The organism is Saccharothrix carnea (genome assembly GCF_003014735.1).
Taxonomy (GTDB): Bacteria; Actinomycetota; Actinomycetes; order Mycobacteriales; family Pseudonocardiaceae; genus Actinosynnema; species Actinosynnema carneum.
On sequence record NZ_PYAX01000007.1, the window covers coordinates 418,785 to 433,166 of the forward strand.

The following is a 14,382-nucleotide window of genomic DNA, read 5'->3' on the forward strand; positions in this document are numbered from 1 at the left end:
GATCAGCGCCGACCCGTTGTCCGGCAGCCGTTCGGCCGGTAATCGGTGCCGCCGCCCGGGCACGTCCAGCGACAGCTCCGGCGGCTGCGGCAGCCAGCCCCGCCACGGCGTCTGCGCGAACGCCGAGTCCACCTCGCCGTGCCGCGTCACGCGGACCCGCAGCACCCGCAACGCCACCCCGTGCTCGGCCCGCAGGTCACCGTCCGCCGTCGACCACACCGACGGCGACGAGTACCCCGTCACCTGCACCTCGAGCTGGTCGTCGCGCACCATCGCGGACGCCGCGTCGAGGATCTGGCCGTCGTCGGGCAGCACGGCCAGGAAATCCGGCCCCGCGTGGCCGACGTCCTGGTCCGCGTCGGTCTCCCGGCCGTCCGTGCGCACCAGCTTCCCCACCGGTGTGCTGCGGGCGCCCTGCGCGGGCACCTGCGGCGGCTGCACCTCCAGCCGGATCCCGGACCCGGTGCGCTCGACCTTCTTCATCGGCACCGGCACCCAGTCGGTGGCCGCGGCCGTGCCCGGCACCTGCACGGGACCGCACCACAGCCGCGTGTCCACCTCGAACTCCTCGCCGGTGCGGGCGAACCAGCAGCTCACCGCGTCACGGCCGGTCCGGGCCACGTACCCGAACGACAACGTGTAGCTCAACTCCGCCTCGGCCCGCGCCTGCAGGCCGGGCGCGTCCAGCACCGCCTCTCCCTCGATGGTCAACCTGACCTGCTCCGCGCTGAACGCGGGCGTGGCACACCCACCGGCCACCAGCGCGAGCAGGAGCACAAGCCACCGCATACCGCCCCCAGTAGTTGCCCCTACTGGTTAAAGGCGGTCGGCACCCCATACCGTTGCATCACGTTTTAGTGACGGACGTCACAGTGCGCGGTCGAACGATCACTTGGAGCTGCTCAGCGCCGCCTCGTAGACCGCGACGGTCTGCTCGGCCACCGTCGCCCACGAGAACTCCTCGACCGCCCGCGCCCGCCCGGCCTCACCGAACGCCGCCGCCCGCGCCGGGTCGCCGAGCACCTCGTTCACCGCGTCGGCCAACGCCACCCGGTACGCGTCGACGTCCTTCTCGTCGTAGTGCACCAGCAGCCCGGTCCGCCCGTGGTCCACGACCTCCGGGATGCCGCCGACGTCCGACGCCACCACCGCCGTGCCGCACGCCATCGCCTCCAGGTTCACGATCCCCAGCGGCTCGTACACCGAAGGGCACACGAACACCGTCGAGTGGCTCAGGATCTGCCGCACCTCGGCTGGCTGGAGCATCTGCTGGATCCAGAACACCCCCGGCCGCGACGCCGCCAGCTCCGCCACCGCCAGCCGCGTCTCCTCGGCGATCTCCGGCGTGTCCGGCGCACCCGCGCACAGCACGACCTGCGCGTCCGGCGAGATCCGGTGCGCGGCGGCGACCAGGTGGCCGACGCCCTTCTGCCGGGTGATCCGCCCGACGAACGTCACGATCGGCCGCGCCGGGTCGATCCCGTGCCGGACGAGGGCGTCGGTCTCGGAAACCGGGTGGTAGGCGGTGGTGTCGATGCCGTTGCGCACCACGTGCACCCGCGCCGGGTCCAACGCCGGGTAGCAGTCCAGCACGTCGGCCCGCATGCCCTCGCTGACCGCGATCACCGCGTCCGCCGCCTCGTACGCCGTCCGCTCCACCCACGACGACACCCGGTAGCCGCCGCCCAGCTGCTCGGCCTTCCACGGCCGGCGCGGCTCCAGCGAGTGCGCGGTCACCACGTGCGGGATGCCGTGCAGCAGTTTCGCCAGGTGACCGGCCATGTTGGCGTACCAGGTGTGCGAGTGCGCGAGCTGCACCCCGCCCAGCGCGGCCGCCATCTCCAGGTCGACCGACAACGTGGCCAGCGCGGCGTTCGCCTGTTCCAGGCCGTGGGCGGGGTTGTGCGCCCTGGCGTCCGCGCGCGGCCCGCCGAAGGCGTGCACGTCGACGTCCACCAGTTCGCGCAGTCTCGGCACCAGGAAGCCGACGTGCACCCCAGCGCCGCCGTAGACCTCCGGCGGGTACTCCCGTGTGAGCAGTCCAATTCGCACGACGCTCACCGTAACCCGGTCGCCGGGTGCAGCCGGGTGAACGAGCGGAGTCCGGGTCGCTTCGCCGTTGGTGGGCCGGTGGTCACCCGGTTAGGGTCGTTGCTGTGAAAGGGCAACCGCACGTTCTAGGAATTGTCCTCGCCGGTGGCGAAGGCAAACGGTTGTGGCCGTTGACCGCCGACCGGGCAAAGCCGGCGGTGCCCTTCGGCGGTAACTACCGGCTGGTGGACTTCGTCCTGTCCAACCTGGTGAACGCGGGTTTCGTCAAGCTCTGCGTGCTCACCCAGTACAAATCCCATTCCCTGGACCGGCACATCTCCACGACCTGGCGGCTGTCCAATGTGCTCGGGCAGTACGTCACGCCGGTGCCGGCGCAGCAGCGGCTCGGGCCGCGCTGGTACACCGGCAGCGCCGACGCCATCTTCCAGTCCCTCAACCTCGTCAACGACGAGAAACCCGAGCACGTGATCATCTTCGGTGCCGACCACGTCTACCGGATGGACCCGGGGCAGATGGTGGAGCAGCACGTCGAGACCGGTGCGGGCGTGACGGTGGCGGGCATCCGGGTGCCGCGGGCGGAGGCCAAGGCGTTCGGCTGCATCGACTCCGACGCGTCCGGGCTGATCACGCGGTTCCTGGAGAAGCCCTCGGAGCCGCCGCACGTGCCGGACGACCCGGAGGTCACGTTCGCGTCGATGGGCAACTACGTGTTCACCACCGAGGCGCTGATCGACGCGTTGCGGTCGGACGCGGCGAACCCCGACTCCGACCACGACATGGGCGGCGACATCATCCCGATGCTCGTCGACCAGGGTCAGGCGCACGTCTACGACTTCGCCGACAACAAGGTGCCGGGCGAGACCGACCGGGACCGCGGTTATTGGCGTGACGTGGGGACCATCGACGCCTATTACGAGGCGCACATGGACCTGGTGTCGGTGCGCCCGGTGTTCAACCTCTACAACCAGGCGTGGCCGATCCGGACGGCGACCCCGCCGCTGCCGCCCGCGAAGTTCATCGCCGGCGGCAGCGCCGAGGACTCGATGGTGGGGCCGGGGTCGATCATCTCGGGCACCATCCACGGGTCCGTGATCAGCTCGGACGTGGTCGTGGAATCCGGGTCGGTGGTGCAGGGCAGCGTGCTGCTGCCGGGCGTGCGGATCGGGCGCGGCGCGGTGGTGCGGCGGGCGATCCTGGACAAGAACGTGGTGGTGCCGGACGGGGCGCTGATCGGGGTGGACCCGGCGACGGACCGGCAGCGCTACACCGTGTCGTCCGGCGGGGTGACGGTGCTGGGGAAGGGCGTCACGGCGCTCTAGGTCACCGGCGGGTGGCCGGTGGTCGCGTCGACGTGGTCGGGGATCTCCTCGTGGGGTCCCCGACCACGGCTTGTGGCGTGCTTCGGGATGACGAACACGTCGTGCGGCCTCAATGAGCCCGGCGCGGATGAACCACGGCTTTTTCACCCTCACGGGTGACCCCTCGATGGGGAGGTGGGGCACGCGGACAACTGGCCGGGGTCCTGCCCCGCCAAGCGCCCAGCGAAGCGATCCGGTCAGCCGACCTTCGCCGCCACCAGCAGGCCGTCGCCCAGCGGCAGGATCACCGGGACCAGGCGGTCGTCCTCGCGGACCGACCGGGCCACGTCCCGCATCGCGACGGTGTCCGGATCGCGGTGGGCCGGGTCGACCACCCGGCCGTGCCACAGCACGTTGTCGAACGCGATCACGCCGCCCGGTCGCAGCAGCCGCACGCCCTCGGCCAGGTACTTCGGGTACTCCGACTTCGCCGCGTCCACGAACACCAGGTCGTACGCGCCATCGGTCAGCCTGGGCAGCACCTCCAGCGCCTGCCCCATGATCAACCGGGTCCGCGACACCGCGATCCCCGCCTCCGCGAACGCCACCCGCGCCGCCCGCTGGTGCTCCGGCTCCACGTCGATCGACGTCAGCACCCCGGCCGCGGGCATGCCGCTGAGCAGGTACAACGCGCCGACCCCGGCACCGGTGCCGATCTCGACCACGGCCTTGGCCTGCAACGCCGCGGCGAGGAACCGCAACGCCGCCCCGCCGCCGGACCCGATCGGCACGCACCCCAACTCGGCGCCACGAGCCCTGGCGGCCGTCAGCACGGCGTCCTCGGGCAGGTAGCGCTCCACGTACTCGCGCGTCGGCGCATCCACAGCACGAAGGCTAACGCCGCCGGCGTCGGTTCGGGTGAATCTCGCCGACAACCCGGATTCTCAGCGTGCTCTCAGCCGCCTCTCACGATGGTTATAAGGGAAGACGTCACGATGGTCCCAACGCATGACGAGCAGGACCAACGGGAACACGTCAGGGGAGCCGAGCGTTGACCCGTGCAGCAGGGCAGCCAGCCCAGTGGAGGTGCTTAACCGCCCGATGCCAAAGCAGCCGAATCTCGCACCGACTGCGCCCGCACTGACGGCGCCCATCGACGACGTGGAGTGGATCCCGCCCACGTGGGACGAAGTCGTGCGCGAACACGCCGACCGGGTGTACCGGTTGGCCTACCGCCTCACCGGCAACCAGCACGACGCCGAGGACCTCACCCAGGAGACGTTCATCCGGGTGTTCCGGTCGCTGGCGTCGTACAAGCCCGGCACGTTCGAGGGCTGGCTGCACCGCATCACCACGAACCTCTTCCTCGACATGGCCCGCCGCCGCTCCCGCGTGCGCATGGAGGCCCTGCCCGAGGAGACCGACCGCATCCCCGGCGACGACCCCACGCCCGAGGAGATCTACGACGACACGCACCTCGACCCGGAGCTGCAGGCCGCGCTGGACGAGTTGCCGCCCGAGTTCCGCGCCGCCGTCGTGCTGTGTGACGTGGAAGGACTCTCCTACGAGGAGATCGGCGCCACCCTCGGCGTCAAACTCGGTACCGTGAGGAGCAGGATCCACCGGGGCCGCCAGGCCCTGCGGGTCGCACTGGAACGCCGTCGGGGTCTGGCCCAGGAGGACTCTGCATGACCGACCTGCGAGGTTGGCAACTGCCCGAGCAGCACCTGCTGCCCGACGCGGTCGTCGCCTTCGTCGACGGCGAGCTGTCCGCCTCGGCGCACACCAGGGCGGCCGCGCACCTGCAGAGGTGCCCGTTCTGCGCGGCGGAGGCGTATTCGCAGCAGCAGGCGCGGTCCGCCGTGCGTGCCGCCGACGCGCCGTGCGCGCCCGCGAGCCTGCTGGCCAGGCTGGGCGCGATCCCGCAGGAAGTGGAGCTGCCCAGCGCGCCGGACGGCCTCGCGGTCACCGAGGACGGCCAGCTCGTCACGGTCCAGCGGCCCGACCGGGCCGCGTTCGGCGGCGGTCCCGTGCTGGGGTCGGGCCGCCCTTTCGGAACCGGCGGCGGTAGCCGCTTCGGAACCGGTCTCTTCGGGGGCAGACGAGCCAGGCAGGGCGCCGGTGTCGTCGTCTCCGGTCTCATGCTCGGCGCACTCGCCCTGGTCGCACCGGGCAGCGAGGACACCTCGCCGGCGCCCGCGCAGGGCAACACGCCGCAGCCCTCGCCCGTGGTGGCGCCGTCGTCGGCCGACGACCGCGAGCCCGTGGGCGTGCTGCGCCCGGTCTCGAACACCGGCCTGCTGGGCCGCTGACCAGCCCGCTGACGGCAACTTCACCGGTCACCGGGCACGATTGGCCCCGCGACAACCATGGTGTGACGACGTGCGGGGAGCGATGAGCGAGCCAGAACAGGGCAACGGGACCCCCAGGTCGGGCGTGGACGACGGGGCGCACCGCAGGCTCGCACCCCGCCCGCTGCACCGCCCGCCCGTGGAGCCCGGCCAGCAGGCCGTGTTCGGCAGGCCGCAGGGCGTGGCGGGCGCGTTCGCCGCGGACCGCCCCGGACTCAACGGCAACGGCTTCGTCCAGCTCGCACCACCCCCACCGGAAGCGCTGACCACGGCGTTCGGCCGTCCGCAGGGCGACGGCGAGACCCGCCTGCAGCGCCCGCCCGTCGACCTGCACGGCGAGCCCGAGGTGGAGCCCGTCTTCTGGGAGGGCAAACCGGCGGGCGACTCGTGGCGCGACCCGGGCGCGTCGGCCGTCATCGGCCCGCCCGCCGTCACCGAGCAGCCCGACACCGGGCCCAAGCCGGAGCGCGAGCCCGGACCGCAGCTCAGCGTGCCCGAACTGCTGTTCGGGCGGCGCGTCAAGCCGATGGGCCTGGTGCTGCTGATGGTGGCCGCGCTGCTGGTCGGCGCGGGCGGCGGGGTGGTCGGCTGGCTGCTGGGCCGCGTCGGCAACCCGCTCACCGATGGCGGCGTCACGCTCGCCGAGGTCAAGCCGGGCAAGGAACGACCGGTCGGGTCCGTCGCCGAGATCGCCAAGCGGGTCACGCCCAGCGTCGTGTCGATCGAGTTCAAGGGCGCGAACGTGGCCGGCGTCGGTTCGGGCGTGGTCATCGACGGCGAGGGGTACGTGCTGACCAACGACCACGTGGTCGCACCGGCCGTGCAGGACACGTCGGCCAAGCTGACCGTCGTCTTCACCGACGGCAAGCGGGCCGTGGCGCAGGTCGTCGGCCGTGACTCCAAGACCGACCTCGCGGTGATCAAGGTCGAGGTGGACAACCCGACCGTGCTGCAGTTCGGCGACTCCGACGAGCTGGCCGTGGGCGACACCGTGCTGGCCATCGGCTCGCCGCTGTCGCTGTCGAACACCGTGACCGAGGGCATCGTCAGCGCCCTGCACCGGCCCGTGACGGCGGCGGGCGAGAACGGCGGACCGCAGGTCACCTACGACGCGATCCAGACCGACGCGGCCATCAACCCCGGCAACTCCGGTGGCGCGCTGGTCGACTCGTCCGGCGCGCTGGTCGGCATCAACTCGTCGATCCGCACCGAGACCGGCGGCTCGGTCGGCCTCGGGTTCGCGATCACCGGCAACTACGCGCGCAAGGTGTCGCAGGCGCTGATCCGCGACGGCCAGGTCAAGCACGCGGACATGAACGTCAACGTGCGCTCGGCGTCGGCGGAGACGGCGGAGGGCGCGCAGGTGCAGAACGTCCCCGAGGGCGGCGCGGCCGACGCGGCGGGCATCGAGGAGGGCGACGTGATCACGCGCGTCGGCGACCGGATGGTCCGCAACGCCGCCGAGCTGACCGTCGCGGTACGGGAGCGTGAAATCGGCGAGACGGTTCCGGTCGTGCTGGCCAGGCAGGGTCGTGAGCTGACCGTGCAGGTGACTCTGAGGTCCGACTGACGGCTACGCTGGCAACCAGGGCTTGGGGCGCGGAAGGTGGGGCACGCGGGTGTTCGACAGCATCGGGTGGCTTGAGATCCTCGTCATCGTCGTGGCGGGGCTGTTCATCCTCGGCCCGGAACGACTGCCCGAGGCCGCCTCGTGGGTCGGCAAGACGGTCCGCAAGGTCCGCGACTACGCGACCGGCGCGCGGGACCAGTTGAAGCAGGAGATGGGGCCGGAGTTCGAGCAGCTGCGCAAGCCCCTCGAGGACCTGCGGGAACTGCGCAACTTCGACCCGAAGCGCGCGATCACCAAGCACCTGTGGGACGACGACCCGATCGAGAAGCCGAACGGCCACCCCGCCGTCCCGCCCGCTCGGGACACGGTCGGCCAGGACCGTCCGCTGGAACGCGGCGAACGCCCGCCGTTCGACCCGGACGCCACCTGACCCGACCCGGCTCGCGCGCCGGGTCGACGTCGCGGGCACCGGGAATTGTCGTACCCCACCGGTAAAATCAACACAGGGGTCCCCTTGGCGGGGACCCCTGCGCAGCATTCGGCGTCGGGCGTCGGGCGTCGGGCGTCGGGCGACGTGCCGTCCGGGCGGCCGGTGAGCGGCCAGGCGTCAGCGACCGGCGGGGGAGACGTTCAGCAGGCGGCCGGCCAGGCCGCGCGACCGCGTCGACAGCTTGCCCGCGACGGTCGTCAACACCTGGCCGGCGGCCGATTCGGGGTGTGCCAGCACGATCGGCGTGCCCGCGTCACCCTGCTCGCGCAGGCGCGGGTCGAGCGGGACCTGGCCCAGCAGTGGCACGTCAGCGCCCACGGCCTGGGTCAGCGATTCGGCCACCGCCTGGCCGCCACCGGCCCCGAACACGTCCATCCGGGTGCCGTCCGGCAGCTCCAGCCACGACATGTTCTCGATCACGCCCGCGATCCGCTGCCGCGTCTGCAACGCGATCGACCCGGCCCGCTCCGCCACCTCGGCCGCCGCCTGCTGAGGCGTCGTCACGACCAGGATCTCGGCGTTCGGCACCAGCTGCGCCACCGAGATGGCGATGTCACCGGTGCCCGGCGGCAGGTCGAGCAGCAGCACGTCCAGGTCGCCCCAGAACACGTCGGCCAGGAACTGCTGCAACGCCCGGTGCAGCATGGGGCCGCGCCACACGACCGGGGTGTTGCCCGGCGTGAACATGCCGATCGAGATCAGCTTCACGCCGTGCGACTGCGGCGGCATGATCATCTTCTCGACCTGGGTCGGCTTGGCCTCGGTGCCCAGCATGCGCGGGATCGAGTGGCCGTAGATGTCGGCGTCCACCACGCCGACCGAAAGCCCGCGCGCGGCCATCGCGACGGCCAGGTTCACCGTCACCGACGACTTGCCGACTCCGCCCTTGCCCGACGCCACGCAGTACACGCGGGTCAGCGACCCGGGCTGGGCGAACGGGATCACCGGCTCCTCGACGCCACCGCGCAGCGTCTTGCGCAGCTCGGTGCGCTGGGCGTCGCTCATCACGTCCAGCTCGACGCGCACACCGGTCACGCCGCCGAGCGCGGACACGGCGGACGTCACGTCGGCGGTGATCTTGTCGCGCAACGGGCAGCCGGACACGGTCAGGAACACCGCCACGTCCACGACCCCGTCGTCACCGACCACGACGCCCTTGACCATGCCCAGGTCGGTGATCGGACGCCGGATCTCCGGGTCCTGCACACCGGCCAACGCCTTCTGCACGTCGTCAACGGTAGGAAGAGTCACGGGAACGCCTTCGCCAAGAGGTGGTGGGACCGCCATGCTACGGCGGGTCGTACACCTCCAAGCTACCGGTCGGTCACCCCGGTTCCGGGGGCAGCGCGCAGCAGGTTGCGTGCTTTCCGTAACATTGGTATCCGTGCCGGAAACCGGATCTGCCCGGTTGCCCACCCGTACCGAGCTGGGGGTGTGGCGATCCTTCCTCCGGGCGCACGCGAGGCTCACCCGGATCCTGGAAGCCGAACTGATCGCCGGGCAACGCCTGTCGCTCGCGGCCTACGACGTCCTGGTCCAGCTCGCCGAGGCGCCTCAGTACCGACTGCGGATGACCGAGTTGGCCGACGCCGTGCTGCTGTCCCGCTCCGGCGTCACCAGACTCGTCGACCGCCTGGAACGCGCGGGCCTGGTGCTGCGGGAACGCGCGGACGGCGACGGCCGCGGCGTGGTGGCGGTGCTCACGTCACAGGGCCTGGAGCGGCTGCGCGTGGCGTCCGGGACGCACCTGACGGGCGTGGCGCGGCACTTCGCGGAGCCGCTGGACCACGCGGAGCTGGAGGCGTTCGGCCGGATGTGCGAGCGGCTGGGCGCGGACGAACCCTGACGGGCACTCGCGAACCCGACGAACCCGACGAACTCTCGACGGGCCGTTCAGGGTGAGGGCACGTCGTCCTTGGCGGGCCGCTTGCGCTCCCGGAACACGCGTTCCAGCTCGCTGCGCAGGTAGTCACGGGTCACCACCTCGCCCACGGCGAGCCGAAGCGCGGCCAGTTCCCGCGCCAGGTACTCGGTGTCGGCCTTGGTCTGCGCGGCCCGCGCCCGGTCCTCCTCCAGCGACACCCGGTCGCGGTCGTCCTGCCGGTTCTGCGCGAGCAGGATCAGCGGCGCGGCGTACGCGGCCTGCGTGGAGAACGCCAGGTTGAGCAGGATGAACGGGTACGGGTCCCAGCGCAGCGTCACCGCGAACAGGTTCAGCGTGATCCACACGATCACCAGCAGCGTCTGCCAGAACAGGAACTTGCCGGTGCCGAGGAACCGGGCGAGCCGCTCGGAGAACCGGCCGAACGCCTCCGGGTCCAGCGACAGCCGGAACCGGCCCTCCGTGCGCGGCTGGTCGAGCCGTCGACGTGGCAGCTCAGGCATGGGTCAGCCCCGTTTCGCGCCAGTTGTCGGGCAGCAGGTGGTCCAGCACGTCGTCCACGGTGACCGCGCCGAGCAGGTGGTCGCTGTCGTCCACCACGGGCCCGCACACCAGGTTGTAGGTGGCGAAGTAGCGGGTCACGTCGCCCAGTGACGCCGAGGGCGACAACGTGGCGAGGTCGGTGTCCAGCACGCCCGCGACCAGGTCGGACGGCGGTTCGCGCAGCAGCCGCTGGATGTGCACGCAGCCCAGGTAGCGGCCGGTGGGCGTGGCCGTGGGCGGGCGGCACACGAACACCATGCTGGCCAGCGCGGGCGTGAGGTCCGGGTTGCGCACGTGCGCCAGCGCCTCGGCCACCGTGGCGTCCGGCGCGAGCACCACGGGTTCCGGCGTCATCAGCCCGCCCGCGGTGTCGAAGCTGTACTCCAGCAGCCGCCGCACCGGTTCGGACTCCTCCGGCTCCATCAACCCCAGCAGCCGGTCCTGCTCGCCCTTGGGCAGCTCGGCCAGCAGGTCCGCCGCGTCGTCGGGGTTCATGGCCTCCAGGATGTCCGCGGCGCGCTCGTCGTCCAGGTGCCCCAGCAGGTCCTTCTGGTCCTCCTCGGCCATCTCCTCGATGACGTCGGCGAGCCGTTCGTCGTCCAGCGCCTCGGCCACCTCGTAGCGCCGCTTGAACGGCAGGCTGTGCAGGGCCAGGGCGACATCCGCGGCGCGCATCGTCTCGAAGATCGCCACCAGGTGCTGCGCGCCCTGCGGCTGACCGGCCAGCTCGGTCACCGACAGCCCGGTCAGCTCCTCCCAGCGCAGCACCTGCACCGGGCCGCGGCGGGCCAGCCTGCCGGTGCGCTCCCGGACCGCGACCCGCGTCATCCGCCAGTCACGCGTCCGGCTGGGCTCCATCGCCGCGTCGACCAGCACCGCCGCCGCGCCGGAGTCGAGCGTCACGCGGGCGTCGAGCAGCTCGCCGACGACCAGCACCTCGTTGGTGCGCTGGTGGAACTGGCGCAGGTTGACCGAGCCGGTGGCGAGCGTGACGGCGTTCGGCTCGATCGACGTGACCCGCAGCATCGGCACGAAGATGCGCCGCCGGGTGGCCAGTTCCAGCACCAGGCCCAGCACGCGGGGCGGCTGGCGGTCCACCCGCAGGCCGATGACCAGGTCGCGGACCTTGCCGATCGACTCGCCGTCCGGCCCGAACACGGGCAGACCGGCGAGCTGGGCGGCGAAGACGCGGTTCACGGCGACCACGTGATCAGGTTAGTCCGCCCGGTGCGCCGCCGCTGCGTTCCACTGTGGACGCTGCTAGGGGCGGAGGGTGCGGGCGATGACCTCGACCGGGACGGCCATGTCGTCCAGCTCCTCGTCCAGGCACCACAGCCAGGTGTCGACGGCCCGGCAGAACGTCCAGGCCCGTGCCCGGTCGGCGTCCAGCTCGCCGATGTCGCACAGGGCGGCGAACCGGTCGCGCAGCCCCCGGTCACCGTCCAGCTCGCCGAACCTGTTCCAGAGCAACGGGATCACGCCGAACTCGCGGTCGCCCGCCAGCGGCTTCGGGTCGATCATCAGCCACGGCTCGCGGTCACCGCGCAGCACGTTCTCGTAGTGCAGGTCCTGGTTGACCAGGGTGTTCCCGGCGGTCTCGGCGAGGTGGCGGCCCAACTCCCGGGCCTGGTGCACGAGCGCGGACGGCAGCGGGTCGCCCAGTCGCGCGTTCTCCGCGACCAGGTCGGGGAACTCGTGGCGGTGGAACTCCGGCCCGGCGGGCGTGCGCAGCCGACGCAGGAGCCCGCCGGTGACGGCCAGCGCCTCCTCGATCGGCGCGTCGTCCAGCGACCTGGTGTGGTCGAGGCGTTCCAGCAGCAGGGCGCCGTGCCGGTCGTCGTGCTCCAGCAGGTCCACCACGCCCTGACCTGCCCAGGCTTTCAGCGCCACCGGCTCCTGCCGGGTCTCGTCGTCCAGCCAGGTGAGCTTGAGCACGGCCGGGTGGCCGTCGGCGCGGCGCACCGGGAGGACGACGGCGACGTTGCCGGTGAGCAGCGCGCCGTCCGGGGTGAGCCGCCAGCGGGCGCAGAACCGCGTGGCCAGGGCGGGCAGGTTCGCGCGCCACTCCCGCGATTGGTCGCCGAGGATCCGGCCGAAGTCGTCCGGGACGGTGATCACGCGAACTCCAAGCGGTAGACCGACTCCCACCGCGGCTCGCTGTTGAGCCGGGCCGCCCGCAACGCCGCCGCGGTGTCGTCGTCCGGCTCGGTCAGGCGGGCGGTCGCGGACGCGTCGACCAGGTGGGAGTGGGTGGTGGGGGAGCGGACGGTGACCGTGCACGTGACGTCGTCGGCCAGGCCCGGGACCTCCTGCTCCGTGCCGCCGACCGCCACCAGGAGCGTCCCGTCGCGCCACAGCGCCCACACCAGTCGCGGCTCGTGGCCGTCCGGTCGGATCCACACCGCGGCGGCCTTGCGCAGCGCGTTGTCCAGCACCTGCTCGATCTCCACCGGTTCAGCCTGCCACGGGCCTGTGAAACGTGACTCACGAAATAGCGGGCGCCACGCGTGCGTGCCACCCTTCGCACGACAGGAGTTACCGGCCGGTACGAGGAGGTACCCACAGTGGTCGACCAGCAGCGTCCCCGTCGCTCGTGTCTGGCCGTGCCCGGGTCGAGCCAGAAGATGATCGACAAGGCCCGCACGCTGCCCGCGGACCAGGTGTTCCTCGACCTGGAGGACGCGTGCGCGCCGCTGGCCAAGCCGGACGCGCGCAAGACCATCGTGGCGTCGTTGAACGAGGGCGGCTGGGGTTCCCGCGCGCGGGTGGTCCGGGTGAACGACTGGACGACGGAGTGGACGTACCGCGACGTCACCGAGGTCGTCGAGGGCGCGGGCGCGAACCTGGACTGCATCATGCTGCCGAAGGTGCAGACCGCGGAGCAGGTGCACGCGCTGGACCTGCTGCTCACCCAGATCGAGAAGACCATGGGGTACGAGGTCGGGCGCATCGGCATCGAGGCGCAGATCGAGAACGCCCTGGGCCTGATCAACGTCAACGCGATCGCGACGGCCTCGCCGCGGGTGGAGACGATCATCTTCGGCCCGGCCGACTTCATGGCGTCGATCAACATGAAGTCCCTGGTAGTCGGCGAGCAGCCGCCCGGCTACGACGTCGGCGACGCCTACCACTACATCCTCATGCAGATCCTCATGGCCGCCCGCGCGCACGACAAGCAGGCCATCGACGGCCCGTACCTGCAGATCCGCGACGTCGAGGGCTTCAAGCGCGTCGCCGGCCGCTCGGCCGCCCTGGGCTTCGACGGCAAGTGGGTCCTGCACCCCGGTCAGATCGACGCGGCGAACGAGGTCTACAGCCCCAAGCAGGAGGACTACGACCACGCCGAGAACATCCTCGACGCGTACGACTACTTCACGTCCGAGAAGGGCGGCAAGCGCGGCGCCGTGATGCTCGGCGACGAGATGATCGACGAGGCGTCGCGCAAGATGGCACTGGTCATCTCGTCCAAGGGACGTGCCGCGGGCATGTCTCGCACGAACGTGTGGTCGCCGCCGGAGGACTGACTTCTCCCGGTTCCCGGTCGGCACGTGCCCGCACCTCGACGGCTGGCTGCGCGCCTTCGAAGAGTGACCGGCTGGGCACGGGCTGGTGACCCTGCCGGTGAGCATGGCCACAGGGCGGGCTGTGGATTGGCGATCATGGGGTGCCGCCTGTGCATGGTGGTCGGCGTGTCCAGACATCGCACCCCGCGCAGGCGGCTGTTCCAGCGCCGCCGTGACGACCTGATCGAGCGCAGCTTCCGGCCCTGCCCGGCCTGCTCGCACGACGTCCACGTGTTCGCCGACGTGTGCCGGCACTGCGGTGGCGAGCTGGAGCTGCGCGCCTCCTGACGCGGACGGTCAGCGCGGCACCGGCAGGTTCGAGGCCTCGCGGTACAGCCACACCACCAGCACGACCCACAGCACGATGGCCAGCACCCACAGCACGGTGAGCACGACGCCGACGATGAGGCCGGCGGTCGCCATGCCCCAGCCCTCCTCGCCGGTCCGCCGGATCTGCTTGCGCGCCAGGACGCCCAGCACGATGCCCGCGGGCGAGAACAGGAACGCGGTGATCAGCGCCGCGATCGCCATCCCGTTGGTCTGGCGGTGCGGCGGGTAGTAGCCCGGTTGCTGGTACTGCGGTTGCGACATGGTGGTCCCCCTGGCGGATCGTGCGGGCGCACAGGCTAACCC

The 14,382-nt window shown here is 71.7% G+C and carries 16 protein-coding genes; 8 read left to right on the forward strand and 8 right to left on the reverse strand.

What is annotated here, in order from left to right:
• Nucleotides 1-888 precede the first annotated feature (888 nt).
• Nucleotides 889-2,052, reverse strand: coding sequence for a glycogen synthase (glgA, locus tag B0I31_RS23035; protein WP_106617568.1), 1,164 nt, complete (start codon nt 2,050-2,052; stop codon nt 889-891).
• 104 nt (nt 2,053-2,156) lie between these two features.
• On the opposite strand from glgA, the gene glgC reads away from it, so the two are divergent.
• A complete protein-coding gene (glgC, locus tag B0I31_RS23040; protein ID WP_106617416.1) occupies nt 2,157-3,371 on the forward strand; it encodes a glucose-1-phosphate adenylyltransferase in 1,215 nt (404 codons plus the stop codon).
• Nucleotides 3,372-3,607: 236 nt separating this feature from the next.
• Here the strand turns inward: glgC and B0I31_RS23045 are convergent, their stop codons facing one another.
• Nucleotides 3,608-4,234, reverse strand: coding sequence for an O-methyltransferase (locus B0I31_RS23045; RefSeq protein ID WP_106617417.1), 627 nt, complete (start codon nt 4,232-4,234; stop codon nt 3,608-3,610).
• A gap of 217 nt (nt 4,235-4,451) precedes the next feature.
• Here B0I31_RS23045 and sigE point away from each other — a divergent pair, with 217 nt between their 5' ends.
• From sigE to tatB, 4 genes are all read left to right on the forward strand, one after another.
• Nucleotides 4,452-5,042, forward strand: coding sequence for an RNA polymerase sigma factor SigE (gene sigE / locus B0I31_RS23050; protein ID WP_073895966.1), 591 nt, complete (start codon nt 4,452-4,454; stop codon nt 5,040-5,042).
• Entirely contained in the window at nt 5,039-5,662 is a 624-nt protein-coding gene (locus tag B0I31_RS23055; protein WP_106617418.1) for an anti-sigma factor family protein, read from the forward strand. The genes sigE and B0I31_RS23055 overlap by 4 nt, the downstream gene beginning before the upstream one ends.
• An 82-nt stretch (nt 5,663-5,744) precedes the next feature.
• Nucleotides 5,745-7,271 carry a S1C family serine protease gene (locus B0I31_RS23060; RefSeq protein ID WP_106617419.1) on the forward strand — a complete coding sequence of 509 codons (1,527 nt, stop codon included), beginning with the start codon at nt 5,745-5,747 and terminating at the stop codon, nt 7,269-7,271.
• A 49-nt stretch (nt 7,272-7,320) separates the two neighbouring features.
• Nucleotides 7,321-7,701 (forward strand): Sec-independent protein translocase protein TatB, encoded by a 381-nt coding sequence (gene tatB, locus B0I31_RS23065; protein WP_106617420.1) that lies wholly within the window; start codon nt 7,321-7,323, stop codon nt 7,699-7,701.
• Nucleotides 7,702-7,878: 177 nt separating this feature from the next.
• On the opposite strand, the gene B0I31_RS23070 is transcribed toward tatB, so the two are convergent.
• Nucleotides 7,879-9,048: an Mrp/NBP35 family ATP-binding protein gene (locus B0I31_RS23070; RefSeq protein WP_106617421.1), complete on the reverse strand. Its 1,170-nt coding sequence runs from the start codon at nt 9,046-9,048 to the stop codon at nt 7,879-7,881.
• Nucleotides 9,049-9,145: 97 nt separating this feature from the next.
• Between B0I31_RS23070 and B0I31_RS23075 the strand changes: the two genes are divergently transcribed.
• Nucleotides 9,146-9,607: a MarR family winged helix-turn-helix transcriptional regulator gene (locus tag B0I31_RS23075; protein ID WP_425444387.1), complete on the forward strand. Its 462-nt coding sequence runs from the start codon at nt 9,146-9,148 to the stop codon at nt 9,605-9,607.
• A 47-nt stretch (nt 9,608-9,654) separates the two neighbouring features.
• Here the strand turns inward: B0I31_RS23075 and B0I31_RS23080 are convergent, their stop codons facing one another.
• The 4 genes from B0I31_RS23080 to B0I31_RS23095 are packed head-to-tail and all read right to left on the reverse strand — an operon-like array spanning nt 9,655 to nt 12,636.
• Complete coding sequence (locus B0I31_RS23080; RefSeq protein ID WP_106617423.1) at nt 9,655-10,146, reverse strand: DUF1003 domain-containing protein; 492 nt, start codon at nt 10,144-10,146, stop codon at nt 9,655-9,657.
• Nucleotides 10,139-11,392, reverse strand: coding sequence for a magnesium transporter MgtE N-terminal domain-containing protein (locus B0I31_RS23085; protein WP_106617424.1), 1,254 nt, complete (start codon nt 11,390-11,392; stop codon nt 10,139-10,141). Before B0I31_RS23085 ends, B0I31_RS23080 begins: the two co-directional genes overlap by 8 nt.
• 54 nt (nt 11,393-11,446) lie before the next feature.
• Entirely contained in the window at nt 11,447-12,304 is an 858-nt protein-coding gene (locus B0I31_RS23090; RefSeq protein WP_106617425.1) for an aminoglycoside phosphotransferase family protein, read from the reverse strand.
• Entirely contained in the window at nt 12,301-12,636 is a 336-nt protein-coding gene (locus B0I31_RS23095) for a hypothetical protein (RefSeq protein WP_245950263.1), read from the reverse strand. Before B0I31_RS23095 ends, B0I31_RS23090 begins: the two co-directional genes overlap by 4 nt.
• A gap of 114 nt (nt 12,637-12,750) precedes the next feature.
• On the opposite strand from B0I31_RS23095, the gene B0I31_RS23100 reads away from it, so the two are divergent.
• Together B0I31_RS23100 and B0I31_RS40760 are read left to right on the forward strand one after the other, a co-directional pair.
• Nucleotides 12,751-13,710 (forward strand): HpcH/HpaI aldolase/citrate lyase family protein, encoded by a 960-nt coding sequence (locus B0I31_RS23100; RefSeq protein ID WP_106617426.1) that lies wholly within the window; start codon nt 12,751-12,753, stop codon nt 13,708-13,710.
• A 165-nt stretch (nt 13,711-13,875) separates the two neighbouring features.
• Nucleotides 13,876-14,037 carry a hypothetical protein gene (locus B0I31_RS40760; protein ID WP_156077169.1) on the forward strand — a complete coding sequence of 54 codons (162 nt, stop codon included), beginning with the start codon at nt 13,876-13,878 and terminating at the stop codon, nt 14,035-14,037.
• 9 nt (nt 14,038-14,046) lie between these two features.
• Here B0I31_RS40760 and B0I31_RS23105 read toward each other — a convergent pair whose 3' ends face one another.
• Nucleotides 14,047-14,340: a DUF4190 domain-containing protein gene (locus tag B0I31_RS23105; RefSeq protein WP_106617427.1), complete on the reverse strand. Its 294-nt coding sequence runs from the start codon at nt 14,338-14,340 to the stop codon at nt 14,047-14,049.
• Nucleotides 14,341-14,382: the final 42 nt, after the last annotated feature.

Excerpts from the sequence above, each read along its gene's own strand:
- sigE (WP_073895966.1), top strand. The coding sequence starts at position 4,452 with ATGCCAAAGCAGCCGAATCTCGCACCGACTGCGCCCGCACTGACGGCG.
- B0I31_RS23055 (WP_106617418.1), top strand. The coding sequence starts at position 5,039 with ATGACCGACCTGCGAGGTTGGCAACTGCCCGAGCAGCACCTGCTGCCC.
- B0I31_RS23060 (WP_106617419.1), top strand. The coding sequence starts at position 5,745 with ATGAGCGAGCCAGAACAGGGCAACGGGACCCCCAGGTCGGGCGTGGAC.
- B0I31_RS23070 (WP_106617421.1), bottom strand. The coding sequence starts at position 9,048 with ATGGCGGTCCCACCACCTCTTGGCGAAGGCGTTCCCGTGACTCTTCCT.
- B0I31_RS23080 (WP_106617423.1), bottom strand. The coding sequence starts at position 10,146 with ATGCCTGAGCTGCCACGTCGACGGCTCGACCAGCCGCGCACGGAGGGC.
- B0I31_RS23105 (WP_106617427.1), bottom strand. The coding sequence starts at position 14,340 with ATGTCGCAACCGCAGTACCAGCAACCGGGCTACTACCCGCCGCACCGC.